Source organism: Sphaerochaeta pleomorpha str. Grapes (assembly GCF_000236685.1).
GTDB classification, from domain to species: domain Bacteria; phylum Spirochaetota; class Spirochaetia; order Sphaerochaetales; family Sphaerochaetaceae; genus Sphaerochaeta; species Sphaerochaeta pleomorpha.
The window spans coordinates 3,309,138-3,323,868 of sequence record NC_016633.1 but is presented as its reverse complement, the minus strand read 5'-3'; the positions used below and the strand labels follow the sequence as shown (position 1 = coordinate 3,323,868).

The window sequence follows — 14,731 nt, the reverse complement described above, 5'->3', positions numbered from 1 at the left end:
TCTTCCAGGAGGGCTTGGATGGGCAGAAACAGATACTTCTTTGCTGTGTTCCTTATGGTTTCTGTCCTATCCTGCAGTTGCGAGCTTGCCAGGGAAGCACCCCCAAAAGGAACAATGCACCTTGTCAGCATTGGTCTCAATTACCGCGGAACCAATGTAAATTACCTGAACGGGACCCTAAATGACGAGCGCGAGATACGACAAGCCTTTGAAGCAGCCTGCAATCTTTCAGGTAAATCTTTCCTTGGATACTCGCTTGTCCAGGAGGGAGGACCATTGCTTCCAGAAGAATCATACAGGCCTCTCTATGCGTACGACCCCGTTGAAGATCCTTCGTTGCCTACAAAAGAACATATACTGAACAAGCTTGCTTCTCTTTCCGGTATTCTGAAACCTGAGGACCTTACCATATGTTACTATAGCGGACATGGGTATGATGACGGGTCTCTGGTAGTAGCCCCGACAAATCCCCTAGGCTCAATCTTCAAGGAAGACGGAACAGTTGACAGCGAATGCCTGCTCACTGTCAACACGTTGCTCTCTTCGCTACAAACACTTGCAGGGGCAAAACTGTTGATACTCGATAGTTGTTACTGTGGATGTTTCGTACAGGAAAGCGAAACCTCGATTTCATTGATAGAAAAAGACGAATACCTTGATGACGCTTTTAGGAAATTCTTTGCACCAGGCAAGAACCCTGCTTCAGTATTTGTCCTAGCCGCAACGACAAAGGACAATACCAGCAAGGAACCGAAAGACAGCATGCATCCACATGGCTATTTCACAGAAGCCCTGTTGCAAGGCCTAGGTTGGAATGAGCAGACAGGGAACATGGGCGACATGGTCCCCCCAGCAGGGCAAAAAGGAAAGGTTTCGGCAGACAATCTCTACAGCTATATCCATAGTCACCAACAAATACCTACCAAAGGGTCGTTCCATTACCAGTACCAACACCCTGTACTCACTGGCGGAAGCAGGGACTTGGTACTGTTTAGGTATTGAACTGACCGTTACGGACTACCTCGATCTCATCACGGATAACCGCAGCACGCTCAAATTCCAAATTCTTGGCTGCCTGCAACATCTCCTTCTCCAGAGCCTTGATATATTTCTTACGTTCATTGGCATTGAGCATATTGAACCCACCCTTGAGAATGGAAAGGTCCTGCTTCTCGTTCTGCCTGGTATCTTCCTGTTCCCGTTGGATAAGGTCGTGGATAGCCTTGATGATGGTAGTAGGGGTAATTCCATGCTCTGTATTGTAAGCCATCTGGATGGAACGTCTTCTATTTGTTTCCATAATGGCCTGTTCCATGGCACTGCTCATTTTGTCTGCATACATAATGACATGGCCATCAGAGTTACGTGCCGCACGTCCTACTATCTGAATCAAGGAGGTAGCCGAGCGAAGGAATCCTATTTTGTCTGCATCAAGGATTGCGATGAGGGAAACCTCAGGAAGGTCCAAGCCTTCGCGCAACAAGTTGATACCCACCAGTACATCAAACACCCCGAGCCGAAGATCGCGGAGCAGCTCAACCCGCTCAATGGTTTCGATTTCCGAGTGCAAGTACCTTACCTTCAGGCCAAGACCTGCAAAATAGTCGGTAAGGTCCTCACTCATACGCTTCGTCAGCGTAGTAATGAGAACACGCTGGTTCTTTGCAATCGTCTTGCGTATTTCCCCATACAGATTCTCCATCTGGCCTTCGGTCGGACGTACATCGATTTCAGGGTCGAGCAACCCGGTGGGGCGGATAACCTGTTCCACCATCTGGGTACTCTGAGCAAGTTCAACTGCGCCGGGAGTGGCTGAAACAAAAATCCGTTGCCCGACAACCTCGTTGAATTCCGCTGCTTTCAAAGGCCTGTTGTCGAGGGCAGAGGGTAGACGGAACCCATAATTCACTAGGTTGAGTTTTCTCGACCGATCGCCTTCATACATCGCCCCCACCTGGGACAGGGTTACATGGGATTCATCGATGAACGTAACAAAATCAGGCGGGAAATAGTCAAGCAACACAGCAGGCCTTTCTCCTGCCTTCCTATCACTCAAGGGCCTGGAATAGTTCTCGATACCTGAACAATAGCCAATTTCCTGGAGCATCTCCAAGTCATATTCTACCCTGGTCTTGATCCTTTCTGCCTCAAGGGGTTTCCCCAGGCTATTGAAATATTCAACCTGATCATCCATTTCGCTTCGTATGCGTTGGATTGCAGCCTTGATCTCTTCCTGTGGCATGACAAACTGCTTGGCTGGGTACAAAGTAAAACTCTCTACCTTTTCCTGTTTCTCCCCTGAGACTGGGTCGAACCATTGAATCGAGGCTATCTCATCCCAGTCAATGGAGATACGTACCGCGTTCTCTACGTAGGAGGGACAAATCTCAAGAAAATCACCTTTGACACGGAAAGCTCCGCGTTTGAGAATCATATCGTTGCGTTCATATTGCATACGGACCAATTGGTCGAGCACATCATGATGATGGAAGGCTTCCCCTGCACGAAAGGTATGGACCATATCCCTTACTGACACTGGATTGGCTAGTCCGAAAATACAGGAGACAGTTGCAACAACGATGACATCACGCCTTTCCATGAGTGAAAAAGAAGCAGATAATCTCAGCCTGTCTATTTCCTGGTTGATATCCGTAGCTTTCTCAATATACAGGTCCCTTCCCGGGACATAGGCTTCAGGTTGGTAGTAGTCATAGGTCGAGACAAAATATTCAACTGCATTGTCGGGGAAAAATGATTTGAATTCCCGGTAGAGCTGGGCAGCAAGCGTTTTATTGTGGGACAACACCAACGTAGGGCGCTGAATCTTCTCAATGATTTTGGCCATCGTATAGGTCTTGCCACTTCCGGTCACCCCCTTAAGGGTCTGGCAACGGTCGCCTTGCTGCAGTCCCTCGGCGAGTTTTTCGATTGCCTGCGCCTGGTCACCCGAAGGTTCATACGGAGCTACAACGGCAAACCGTTTCTGTTCATTGGAAACAACACCATGGATGTTTTCAATCGTCTCGCCACCCCAAGTACCGTCAACTTTACTCTCTTTCATCATATCCTACCGTACAAGTGCACTTACATTCTGGGCACTTCGTTCGACTAATTGCACGACAAGGGTCTTCTGTTCACCTTTACGATTAACCAGAACCTTGACTGTATCCCCGCTATGCGTATCAAGCAGTGCAAGATACAGGTCATTGAGATCGTTGACCTGTTTCCCGTCGATTGCGCGAATGACATCCCCTCCGAGATAAATCACACTCGAGCCATATTGAACCATCTGGCTACCGCCTTTCAGGCCTGCTTTTTCCGCCAACCCCCCACTCACTACCTGACTCACCAGGATGCCTGTATCGACTGAAAGTTTTGCATAGGATGAAAGTTGCGGGGTCAACTGCACAGGGACAATATCGAGCCACCCCCTGCTCACTCTCCCGAGTTTGATAAGGTCTGGTATTATGGAAATCGCAGTGTCGATCGGAATGGCAAAGTTAATACCCTGGGAACTTCCATTCATGGAATAAATCGATGAGTTAATCCCGATAACCTCACCCCTGCTGTTCAGTAGAGGCCCCCCGGAATTTCCCGGGTTAATCGAGGCGTCGGTCTGGATGGCATCCATGATTACCTTCCCCTCCGCAGTCTTTACCGGACGATTCAGCCCACTGACTACCCCAACGGTCATGGTACGGTCATACCCGAAGGGATTTCCGATTGCAATGACCTTCTGTCCGATTCTCAAATCTTCGCTGGTACCCAGGGTGATGGGTATGAGATCAGTATCCTTATCTACGGAAATCTTGATCACAGCAAGGTCATCCTCGCTGTCAACACCTATGAGCTTTGCAGTATAGGAACTCTGGTCATACAGGCTAACCTTCAAACTGGCCGCTTTTTCGACCACATGCGCATTGGTAAGTATATAGCCCTCGGAAGACAAGATAATGCCGCTGCCAGTCCCCTGGGCAGGAAGCACATCCATAAAGGAGGTAACCTGTACATCGACTGTTGAGGTAATATGGACTACGCTTTTATTAGTGGACTCATAGACATTGATACTTTGTCTTTCATCGGCAGTATACCTCCAGGAGGTTGGCTGTCCCTCAAAGAGCGTAATGCCCTCATCCCCATAGAAAATTGAATCTACGCTAACCCCGGCCATAGAGAGAAGTCCTACTTCACCTTCGTCTTTGACGATGGTGTGAAGGACTTTCTCCAATTCCTTGCGGTTGGCACTCACTTGGATTGCGTTCGTCCATCGCCAAAGCAACAGAGATGCAATGCAAACCAGAACGAAGGCAGTCAGTACTACCAAAACCTGTATGAACCGTTTTCTTGAATCCTTGAGCATAGACCAAGTCTACAGCCAAACAGCAGATGATGACAACTATAAAGACGCCAGTAACGATTCCACTTCCTTTCTTGAAGGAGGATTGCATCCCTTGCGGGAACAGTTTATCGAAGCAGCGGCATTGGCGAACCGCATAGCCTCTGTAATCATAGCCTTGTCAAGCTTTTGCAAGGACGGCTCTTTCCCGTCCTCTCCAAAACAATTGAGCTCATGGAGATAAGAAAGCAACGAACCACTGAACGTATCGCCTGCACCGACCGTATCGACTACAGGAAGATCGATGATAGGGGAATCGACAGTAAACTTATCAGGACTGAACCATGTGCTGCCCTGTTTCCCCCTTGTAAGGATTACATGGGAAGAAACCTCTGCACAAAGGGTTTTTGCAGCTGTCTCTACATCGAGACCAGGGTACAGCAACAACAAGTCCTCATCGCTTAGCTTAATAATGTCAGCAAGTCGACAAGCAGTAAAAAGGCGGGTTTTGTATGATTCAAAATCCTCGATAACCGAAGGCCGTACATTGGGGTCGAGAAAAACCACAGGACGGGGCTTTAGAAAATCGACAGTATCGATAATGGCATCACAGCCAGGCTTGACGGCAAGTGATACGGAACCGATATGCAAAACTTTAAGGTCTGTGTGATTTGACAGGCAATCCAGCAGTTCCTCGGAATTCAGGCAGACGGGAGCGGTATTTTTACTATAGAATGCATAGCTGGCTTTCCCCTGTTCATCAAGTTGGGCAAAACCAATCATGGAAGGAAGGGGTGAATTGCAGAGTGCCGGATCAAACAGGACTTTATTGTCAACCAAGTGGTCAAGTATTCTCAAACCAAACATATCGCTGGAGAGCTTGCCAAAAAAACCCACAGGGGAACCGGCCCTGGTGGCTGCCGTTGCGGCATTGAGACCACAACCTCCGATATACGAGGCAAAATTATGGGAAGAACCTTCCACATTGGTCCCGATAAAATCAATCAACGCTTCACCAATCACTCCAATCATAGCAATCTCCCTATAAATATTGTTTTTTGCTTTGTCCGACTACCCCGGCAAAAACCTCTACATACTGCTTGGCCGGACTCATCGCTATCTTGGGAAGCAATACTTCCTCGATTTGGAAAAAGCCCACGTCACTGGACATATCGACATCGACTTTGATCGGTTTTTTCTGTCCTTTCCCGATGTTTACCTTCTCGATCGAATTGGCCGAATATTTATGGATATCCCCGGTCTTCGGTGCCGTGGTAATACTCATGGGAATCCTTGCCCTTCCTTTCTCCATATCGCAACCATCGGCTACCAGAAGAAGGCCAGCCTCAACGCTGTTTACCCTACGGTTTGCCATATGGCCGAGGATTCCTTCGGTAGCAACCGAGAGAATGGCTATCTGTCTGCCAAGGTCATTGGGAAAGATTTCCTTCAAAAGACGATGCATGATAGGTCGGGCAATGATAATCCCAGTCAGTTCATGGTCGGTACGGGAAACACTCATTCCCAGGTCATGCAAAAAAGACGATAACATCACGGCACAGACGCTGTCGTCATAGGTCCCGGCATCTTCGGTTTCCAAGGAACTTTTAATACCGGCATCCTTCAACAAGGAAAGCATCTGGATGCTGTTATAGGCAACCTGACGCATATGCACCGGCCCATGGTCGTTGTAGTTGAGACGCTTTATCGATACCGAATTGGCAAAATCCTGAATTGCCTCGATTTCAGGATCGGTAACCAGCAACTTTGCCAGCTTGAAACTCGGGTTACTCTGGTCTAGCAGTCCAAGCAGGTGGCGGTCGAGAATGTGTTCTTTTGGTGACTTCATAGCGTAAGATTACAACAACTTTACACGTCGGGAAAGCCTCCTGTGGAAAAAAACACACAAGAGGCGTATACTGCATCCATGAAGAAAGTAATGATGCGCGACTTCCGGTGGCTTGGCAAACCGGAGATATGGAAAAAAGATTATAGGGAGACTACGCTTGTCGTAGAAGGCAAGACAGAATTGCCCTCCTGCCCTTTGTTATTGGCTGTCAGTGATGAGGATTTTACCTGCCAGTTGCTTATTGACGTAGCCCCTGCAGGAGGAGAAAGCGGTCTATGCATCTATCATAGTGATCTCTCCTTCTGTGCCGCGGGACTATCATTTGACACGTTATCAGTCCACACCTCGGTTCGGGGCTATAAAACCGAAAGCCATTCACCTTTGGAGTTGCATACAAAACAAGTCCTCTGGAAACTGGACAGGAGCGGGGAGTCGGTAAAGATCTTTTATGCCACAGAATTGGAAAATCCCCAGTTCATCGAAGTGATGCAATCGTCCTTGCCTGGAATGCAGCGGGCCATAAGTTTCGGCCCTTATTTTTCCAACAGGGAATCGAAGCCTTTCGATTCCGGCCTACGGTCGGTTCGGTATGCAAAAAAGGAAGGGCAATAGCATTTCCCCCTGTAATAAGCAATGCCGATATGGTACTATTGCGCATCTTCATACCAAGCCCCTTTGAAAGGGTATCAAGGAAGGACAATTCATGGAAGAGTTGCAAACGGAAGAGCTGAAGGAAAAGGTTTCCCTCAACTTCATCGAAAGAATCATCGAGGATGATCTGGCCAACGGAAGAGTACCTGACAATACCATTGTCACTCGTTTTCCGCCTGAACCCAATGGGTATCTCCATATCGGTCATATCAAATCGATCTGTATCAATTTCGGCCTTGCCCAGAAATATGGCGGACGTTGCCATCTGAGACTGGACGATACCAACCCAGCCAAAGAAGATATGGAATATATCGATTCCATTAAGGAAGATATCCATTGGCTTGGTTTCGACTGGGGGCAGTATGAATATTATGCTTCCGACTACTACCAGCAACTGTATGAAATCGCTCTCAGACTCATCAAGGAAGGAAAAGCCTACGTTGACAGCCTGACAGCCGAGGAACTGAAAGAATACCGCGGGACTTTGACCGAACCCGGAAAAAACAGCCCTGACAGGGACCGTTCCATCGAAGAAAACCTCCGTCTCTTTGAAGAGATGCGCCTTGGCAAGCACAGTGAGGGGAAATACATCCTCAGGGCCAAGATCGATATGGCGAGCCCGAACATCAACATGCGCGACCCTGCCCTCTACCGGATCAAATATGCAACACACCCCCGCACCGGGGACAAGTGGTGCATCTACCCGATGTATGACTTCACGCACCCCATAAGTGATGCTATCGAAGGTATTACACACTCGCTGTGTACACTTGAATTCGAAGATCACCGCCCCGCCTATGACTGGGCCACGGAAATCGATGGCATTGACCATGCCCCCCACCAGTATGAATTTGCCCGACTCAACATCAATTACCTTTTGATGAGCAAGCGGAGACTTTTGAACTTGGTCAATTTGAAAATCGTAACCGGGTGGGACGACCCCAGGATGCCTACAGTCAGCGGAATCAGGAGAAGGGGATATTCACCTGAATCCATGAAAGATTTCGTAAGCAGGGTCGGGGTGGCAAAAGTCGAAAGTGTGGTTGACTATTCGCTCATGGAATTCTGTGTACGCGAAGACCTCAACAAGCGTGCAGAACGCCTCATGGTTGTCCTCGATCCACTCAAGATTATCATCGACAACTACAGTGAAGGGACCATCGAGTATTTCGAAGGCGAAAACAACCCCGAACAGGAAAACAGCGGGACCCATAAAATTCCTTTTGGCCGAGAACTGTACATCGAGCGAGAGGATTTCATGGAAGTTCCTGCCAAAGGCTACCATAGACTCTATCCTGGAAATGAAATCAGGTTGAAGTATGCCTACTACATCACTGCCAACTCAGTGGTAAAAGATGCTGAAGGCAACATCACAGAAGTCCACTGCACCTATGACAAGGAGTCAAGGGGAGGGACAACCCCTGACCTCAGGAAGGTAAAGGGAACCAGCCACTGGGTAAGTGCCACAGAAGGGGTAACCATCGAGGCCAGACTCTATGACAAGCTTTTCAATACCGAATACCCTGGCGGGGAAACTGGCAACTACCTCGATGACCTTAATCCCGATTCACTGAAGGTAATTACCAACGCAATCGCGGAGCCTGAGATTTTGAAAGCAAAAGTAGGCGATTACCTCCAGTTTATCCGAAACGGATATTTCTGCGTTGACAGCAAGGACAGTACGAGTGAGCACCCGGTTTTCAACCGGACAGTAACTCTCAAGGACTCCTGGGCCAAGATGAAGAAGAAAATGGGTATCTGAAGATAAGTGGAAGGGGCGCCAGTGGCGTCCCTTTTCTTCCTTTTCCTTTCCGAACCCAACAGAAACAGGGAGAAAAAAATGAACTATTTTTTTGACCAACACTTTCATGTCATGACACTGGAACATCCCAATCTGCTGAGTTTCATGTCTGCGATCAAAGATGGGATTCCTGACATGTTAACCAGTGGGGCTCTTTCTCCTTCGTATATCCTTAATAATAAAAATCTCAAGCCATCCCAGATGCTTACCAAGGTAATGAATACACTCACCTCCTTTGAACAACCGATAGGGATGACCTTTGCCATGATGGAAGATGACCTGCTCGGGAAATTCCAGACTCATGGAAAGCTAGAGGACTACCCCCCTTTGCCCTACATCAGAGACGGAAAAATGCATATGCGTTCCGCCTCCTATGACAAAATGGCAATGTGCCCGCTTTTGATGGATTTTTCCCAGGGTTCATCCCAGATTGAAGACTTGTATTACCCTTCGCATAAATTGGAAAAGATTCTCAAATATGCAGACGATACCCTCGAGGGGATTGAATGGTATCACCAGAATCACAACGAAGGGCTCTTTGAGTTCTTTCCGTTCATAGGAATCAATCCTCCGGTGCACTCTGCCGAATTTATCCATGACCTGCTGGAAAGATATGTAGCGAAAACCAAGAAGAGAAAAGGAAAGAAACAATTCTTCGGTATAAAATTTTATCCGCCGCTCGGGTACAACCCTTGGCCGAGCGATGACGAGGAACGCGAAAAGGTTTGTATGATCTATGATTTCTGTACAAAATATGACTTGCCGGTTATCACTCACTGCGATGACCAGGGTTTCAGGGGAATAAGCCCGAAGGAAGCCTGGATGTTTACCTCCCCTGCTTCTTTCAAACCTGTTCTGGACCATTACCCTACCTTGAGGCTCGACTTTGCACATTATGGCTGGCAATACAACCAGCTGCAGAAAAACCCGATCAACAGAATATCTGCGGCAGCGAACAGGATTCCCGACTCCCCTTGGTTCTATGAACTGGTCGAGCTCATGCACCTGTTCCCCAACGTCTATGCGGATGTATCCTTCAGCGGTACAAATCCAGACTTCTATGTACAACTGTACAATTACATCAAATCACAAAGCCGTGAGAAGGCCGATACCATTCTCAAAAGGACGATATTCGGTACCGATTTCTGCGTCAACCTGTTCAAGGTCGAGTCCTATACCAGTTATTATCGGCTTTTCGAACAATCACCTTTCAGCGATGCTGAAATTGATTTATTTGTACAGACAAACCCGATGAAGTTTATGGGACTGCCCCAGTAAGGGAAGCAACCATAGGCAGCATCCCATAATTCACTGTGCTACCGGGCTTCAACGAAGGAAGGCAAAACAAAAAGGTCTGTTGCCATACATACTGTTTGCAACAGACCTTTTGAAAGCTACAGACTACAATCTAGTAGTTCTGGCTGACAAGTTCAAAGTATGCCTGCGGATGATTGCAGACAGCACAAATGCCAGGAGCCTTTTTCCCGACTACGATATGGCCACAATTGGAACATCTCCAGATTTGCTCGCCATCTCTGCTAAATACAAGGCCTTCCTCTACATTCTTCAAAAGGTCAAGGTAACGCTTCTCATGGGTTTTCTCGATTGCTGCAACCAATTCAAACAGAGTGGCAATCTTTGTAAACCCTTCTGCACGTGCATCCTTTGCAAAGTTTACATACATATCGGTCCATTCATAATATTCCCCGGCAGCAGCATCCTTGAGATTGGTAGCAGTATCTGCAACTTCACCGCCATGGAGCAACTTGAACCAGATTTTTGCATGTTCTTTTTCGTTCCCTGCAGTTTCTTCAAACAGGTTTGCAATCTGCTCATACCCTTCTTTGCGTGCTTTTGAGGCATAATAGGTATACTTATTCCTTGCCTGTGATTCCCCTGCAAAAGCTGCAGCCAGATTAGCTTCGGTCTTTGATCCTTTCAATTCCATACTCGTGCTCCTTCACTGCTTCATGGCAGCATTTTTTTCTAGACAATCGGGGCAAACCCCGCTGAAAACAATTTCATAGGAATCTATACGATACCCTTTTGCATTCGTAATCCCGGCCAATATCCCTAGATTCGGAATACCCTCAACATCCTCTACCCGCTTACAGCAGGTACATTGAATGTGATAATGATCCAGGACTGTCTTATCAAAGTGGTCAGGCCCACCAAGCACCTGTACCCGTTTCACAAGCCCATCATCTACCAACAGATTCAGGTTCCTATATACAGTTGCCTTACTGATAGAGGGATGGGTGAGAACAATGGTGTTGTAAATCTGTTCTGCTGTCGGATGATCACAGGAAGCAAACACAGTTTCCTTGACCAGGTCTTTCTGAATTGTCTGACGGATAGCTTTCATTGGGTACCTAATTGATAATCAATATCAATTAGGATTATAAATCTTTGAAACTTCATTGTCAACAATAGAAATCCCGTTATACCCGGTCAGAAGCCTTGGATTTACATACTCACAGACCATTACCCCTATACCAATGTTGTGCTAAGCGAGGAAAATCAATCAGGGAAAGCGGGCTGTCTATAATGAAACACCGAAAAATGGTACCGACAAGGGCGGGAGCTCTCCGAGAGCTATGTTGTCCAGGTCCCTGCATCCAACACGATGCTCCGCACCCATTGGAGGGTATTGTTTCGCGCTTACGCTTCCCTATCTCGAACGGACCTCTTGAGGGCTGCCATTGAGAAACAAATGAAGACAAAAGAGAATTGGGAGAAAACCTACAAGAAAATCTCATGAACCTAAAAAAAAGGGGCAAGAAAGAAACAGGAGAGAAACCCCCAGGGGTTGTCGCCAACTTCTGGGGGTTTTTTAAACTATCAGTTATCAACAATAACAGGTTTTAAACCTATTTGTCGTCTTTGTGATCCTCGAGCCAGAAGAAAGAATCTGTATTCTCTTCCTGTCCACGGGTACGGGTGGTCTTGAACTTGTCATAACCATAAGGCTTGGGGGCAGAGTTCCTATCGCGCCTTTCGCCACCAGCAACAGGAGTCCTGTCACGGTCACCAAAGGAAGGACGACGGTCGCGGTCTCCACCGAAACCAGGTCTTGCACCACGGTCGCCATAAGAAGGACGGCGTTCACGGTCTCCACCGAAGCTGGGCTTGGAATCACGGTCGCCATAGGAAGGACGACGGTCACGATCTCCGCCGAAGCTGGGCTTGGAATCACGATCGCCATAGGAAGGACGACGGTCACGGTCTCCACCGAAGCTGGGCCTGGAATCACGGTCGCCATATGGACGACGTTCACGGTCTCCGCCGAAGCTGGGCTTGGAATCGCGGTCTCCATAGGAAGGACGACGGTCGCGGTCTCCACCGAAGCTGGGCTTGGAATCACGGTCTCCATAGGAAGGACGACGGTCGCGGTCTCCACCGAAGCTGGGCTTGGAATCACGGTCGCCATAGGAAGGACGACGGTCACGGTCTCCACCGAAGCTGGGCTTGGAATCACGGTCTCCATAGGAAGGACGACGGTCACGGTCTCCACCGAAGCTGGGCTTGGAATCACGGTCTCCATAGGAAGGACGACGGTCGCGGTCTCCACCGAAGCTGGGCTTGGAATCGCGCTCTCCATAGGAAGGACGACGGTCTCCACCGAAGCTGGGCCTGGAATCACGGTCGCCATATGGACGACGTTCACGGTCTCCGCCGAAGCTGGGCTTGGAATCGCGCTCTCCATAGGAAGGACGACGGTCACGGTCTCCGCCGAAGCTGGGCCTGGAATCACGGTCGCCATATGGACGACGTTCACGGTCTCCGCCGAAGCTGGGTCTGGAATCACGCTCTCCATAGGGACGGCGTTCACGGTCTCCACCTGCACTGGGCCTGGAATCACGGTCGCCATAGGAAGGACGACGGTCACGGTCCCCACCGAAGCTGGGCCTGGAATCACGCTCTCCATAGGGGCGGCGTTCACGGTCGCCATAGGAAGGACGACGATCGCGGTCTCCACCGAAGCTAGGCCTTGAATCGCGGTCACCATAAGGGCGGCGTTCACGGTCTCCACCGGCACTGGGCCTGGAGTCGCGCTCTCCATAGGAAGGACGACGGTCATCACGGCCACGGCCTTCACGATCCCTGTCCTGTCCAAACTCACGGGGTGGTTTGCGTTCAGTGTTTTCATCCGATTTCTCGACAGAGGCAATCGGTTCTACATCGTCATCATCCCACTGCAAGGACAAAACGTCATCTTCGATGGTGTTTGCATCTTCGACGGGAGCTTCATCAGATTCTTCATCAAAATCTTCATCAGCTTCTTCCTCGTCGTCAGAATCCAACTCTTCATCATCTTCTGCATAGACTTCGTCATCTTCTTCGGTTTCTTCAGCAATATCTTCAACGAAATCATCGTTCTCTTCAGTTTCAATTGCATCATTCTCTACAGTTTCTTCAACAAGTGCTTCATTCTGTACGGCTTCTTCTGCAAGGTTTTCTTCAACCTTGACGTCTTCAATACGTTCTTCAATCATTTCTTCGCTCTTCACTTCTTTTTTCTTAGTCATTTTTGTATCTTCCAATTCTTCTGTATCGCGCTGTTTCTTTACAGCTTTCTTGTCAACGGTCTGCAGGTCACCTGCATAGAGCCGTACATCCTGTTGCTTATATAGCAACCAACTTCTTGCGATTCCCAAACGGTTGGTAAAGCCCGGTGCTGCGACACTCGAACTGATATCTTCAACCTCGTAACCGCGAATCGCGCCCTTGTCCATTCTGAAATTACTCAGGTTTGTAGAGAACAACAATATTCCATTTTTTGTCAAAAGGGCATTAAGCACCTTAATCCATCGCAGGTAGTCTCTCTGGACATCAAAATCATGGTCCATCTTCCTGCTGTTTGAGAAACATGGGGGATCAAATACTATCAAGTCGTATCGACGCCCCTCTTGGACGGCTTCAACCACGTATCGCCAGGCATCCGAGGCAATACAAGGGAACAGTTCTTCCGGAAACCCATTATCCGAAAGGTTTTTCTGAGCCCAAGCCGTATAGGTTCCAGACAAATCTACCGATTCAACTCGTTTCGCCCCACCTTTTGCGGCGTATACGGAAAACGAACCTGTATAGGAGAATAAATTCAGAACCGTCATACCCTCGCTCATTCCCATCACCATTTGCCTTGTCAGCATATGATCGAGAAATAAGCCGGTATCGATGCGTTTTGTCAGGTCAACGGTAAATAACAATCCATTTTCCGATACCTGAGCCATGAGCGATTCCTCGCTCTGTGTTTCATGTTGTTCCTTTCCTATCCTCTTGATCCGATGGTGGAATACAACATGTACCGCCTGGACATATAACATCCGGGATACTATGTCGCAGCATACCCTTTCTGTTTCCTCGTCCAAGCCCTCTTCACTGTAATCAGTAATTCTCGCATACGGACCATACATGTCCACCGTTACCGGAAAACGTTCAAGGTTCCTATCGTAGACACGCATACAATTCGTGTCATTTCCTAACAACAGCCGACGCATTTTCAATGCATTGGTTTTCAAAATCTTTCCAAAATCTTTTTCAGCGTAGTCCATGTCTTTCCTGATTACTCTTTCTGCAAAGCAGTGTATATGCTAATATAGAAAAAAGCTAGAGAAGCGAGGAAAAAACATGGAAGACGATGCCCAGGCCTTTATCGAGGAACTGGAAAAGCGACACCAAGGGCCAATTACTTGGCGTACCTATGCCACTTGGTACGGAAATGATAAAAACATTCTTAGGGAATTCGGCGTATTTCTTTACCGCTGCAGGGATTCATTCTATTACGAGGATTTCGAACGAACCCCCAGTATGTTTGGTCTTTCCATAAAGACAAACAAAAAGAAAGAACCCTTTATGAAGTATGAAGGTTCCTTTGCAGTATCAGATGTTGCCGATTCAAAACCCATAACCAAGCAACAGGCTATCAAAGTGGCCCAAGGGTATATGGATAGCAAAAAGGTCAACACGGCGAATTCCTTTGACAAGATTTTCCGGCAACTGGTAGAAATGGTTACCCTTAAAGACGGGTCCGTGCATTTTTTTGAACTTATCGACCGCAAAACGTTTGTGGGAGAATTACATAATTAGGAGG

At 48.0% G+C, this 14,731-nt stretch carries 12 protein-coding genes; 5 read left to right on the top strand and 7 right to left on the bottom strand.

Annotated features, from left to right (window positions below):
- Positions 1 to 18: 18 nt before the first annotated feature.
- Complete coding sequence (locus SPIGRAPES_RS15165; RefSeq protein WP_014271636.1) at positions 19 to 1,002, top strand: caspase family protein; 984 nt, start codon at positions 19 to 21, stop codon at positions 1,000 to 1,002.
- Here the strand turns inward: SPIGRAPES_RS15165 and uvrB are convergent.
- The 4 genes from uvrB to SPIGRAPES_RS15145 are packed head-to-tail and all read right to left on the bottom strand — an operon-like array spanning position 992 to position 6,185.
- Positions 992 to 3,061 carry an excinuclease ABC subunit UvrB gene (uvrB, locus tag SPIGRAPES_RS15160; protein ID WP_014271635.1) on the bottom strand — a complete coding sequence of 690 codons (2,070 nt, stop codon included), beginning with the start codon at positions 3,059 to 3,061 and terminating at the stop codon, positions 992 to 994. The two genes, SPIGRAPES_RS15165 and uvrB, sit on opposite strands and share 11 nt — an antisense overlap.
- Before the next feature lie 6 nt (positions 3,062 to 3,067).
- Positions 3,068 to 4,360 carry a S1C family serine protease gene (locus SPIGRAPES_RS15155; RefSeq protein WP_014271634.1) on the bottom strand — a complete coding sequence of 431 codons (1,293 nt, stop codon included), beginning with the start codon at positions 4,358 to 4,360 and terminating at the stop codon, positions 3,068 to 3,070.
- Between the two features lie 36 nt (positions 4,361 to 4,396).
- Positions 4,397 to 5,368, bottom strand: coding sequence for a carbohydrate kinase family protein (locus tag SPIGRAPES_RS15150; RefSeq protein ID WP_014271633.1), 972 nt, complete (start codon positions 5,366 to 5,368; stop codon positions 4,397 to 4,399).
- Positions 5,369 to 5,378: 10 nt separating this feature from the next.
- On the bottom strand, positions 5,379 to 6,185 hold the full coding sequence (locus SPIGRAPES_RS15145; protein WP_014271632.1) for a phosphohydrolase: 807 nt from the start codon (positions 6,183 to 6,185) through the stop codon (positions 5,379 to 5,381).
- Positions 6,186 to 6,263: 78 nt separating this feature from the next.
- Here SPIGRAPES_RS15145 and SPIGRAPES_RS15140 point away from each other — a divergent pair, with 78 nt between their 5' ends.
- The 3 genes from SPIGRAPES_RS15140 to SPIGRAPES_RS15130 all read left to right on the top strand — a co-directional run bounded on the left by SPIGRAPES_RS15140 (position 6,264) and on the right by SPIGRAPES_RS15130 (position 9,915).
- Positions 6,264 to 6,797: a DUF1349 domain-containing protein gene (locus SPIGRAPES_RS15140; RefSeq protein WP_155816779.1), complete on the top strand. Its 534-nt coding sequence runs from the start codon at positions 6,264 to 6,266 to the stop codon at positions 6,795 to 6,797.
- 91 nt (positions 6,798 to 6,888) lie between these two features.
- Positions 6,889 to 8,598 carry a glutamine--tRNA ligase/YqeY domain fusion protein gene (locus tag SPIGRAPES_RS15135; protein ID WP_014271630.1) on the top strand — a complete coding sequence of 570 codons (1,710 nt, stop codon included), beginning with the start codon at positions 6,889 to 6,891 and terminating at the stop codon, positions 8,596 to 8,598.
- Positions 8,599 to 8,676: 78 nt separating this feature from the next.
- Positions 8,677 to 9,915 (top strand): amidohydrolase family protein, encoded by a 1,239-nt coding sequence (locus tag SPIGRAPES_RS15130; protein ID WP_014271629.1) that lies wholly within the window; start codon positions 8,677 to 8,679, stop codon positions 9,913 to 9,915.
- A 130-nt stretch (positions 9,916 to 10,045) separates the two neighbouring features.
- Here the strand turns inward: SPIGRAPES_RS15130 and rbr are convergent, their stop codons facing one another.
- The 3 genes from rbr to SPIGRAPES_RS16720 all read right to left on the bottom strand — a co-directional run bounded on the left by rbr (position 10,046) and on the right by SPIGRAPES_RS16720 (position 14,192).
- Positions 10,046 to 10,585 carry a rubrerythrin gene (gene rbr, locus SPIGRAPES_RS15125; RefSeq protein WP_014271628.1) on the bottom strand — a complete coding sequence of 180 codons (540 nt, stop codon included), beginning with the start codon at positions 10,583 to 10,585 and terminating at the stop codon, positions 10,046 to 10,048.
- A 12-nt stretch (positions 10,586 to 10,597) separates the two neighbouring features.
- The gene (locus SPIGRAPES_RS15120) at positions 10,598 to 11,002 is read right to left on the bottom strand and encodes a Fur family transcriptional regulator (RefSeq protein WP_014271627.1); all 405 of its coding nucleotides are present in this window, start codon (positions 11,000 to 11,002) and stop codon (positions 10,598 to 10,600) included.
- A 505-nt stretch (positions 11,003 to 11,507) separates the two neighbouring features.
- On the bottom strand, positions 11,508 to 14,192 hold the full coding sequence (locus tag SPIGRAPES_RS16720) for a class I SAM-dependent methyltransferase (protein ID WP_014271626.1): 2,685 nt from the start codon (positions 14,190 to 14,192) through the stop codon (positions 11,508 to 11,510).
- Positions 14,193 to 14,268: 76 nt separating this feature from the next.
- Here SPIGRAPES_RS16720 and SPIGRAPES_RS15105 point away from each other — a divergent pair, with 76 nt between their 5' ends.
- Positions 14,269 to 14,727, top strand: a complete 459-nt coding sequence (locus tag SPIGRAPES_RS15105) for a hypothetical protein (protein WP_014271625.1) — start codon at positions 14,269 to 14,271, stop codon at positions 14,725 to 14,727.
- The last annotated feature ends 4 nt before the right edge of the window (positions 14,728 to 14,731 follow it).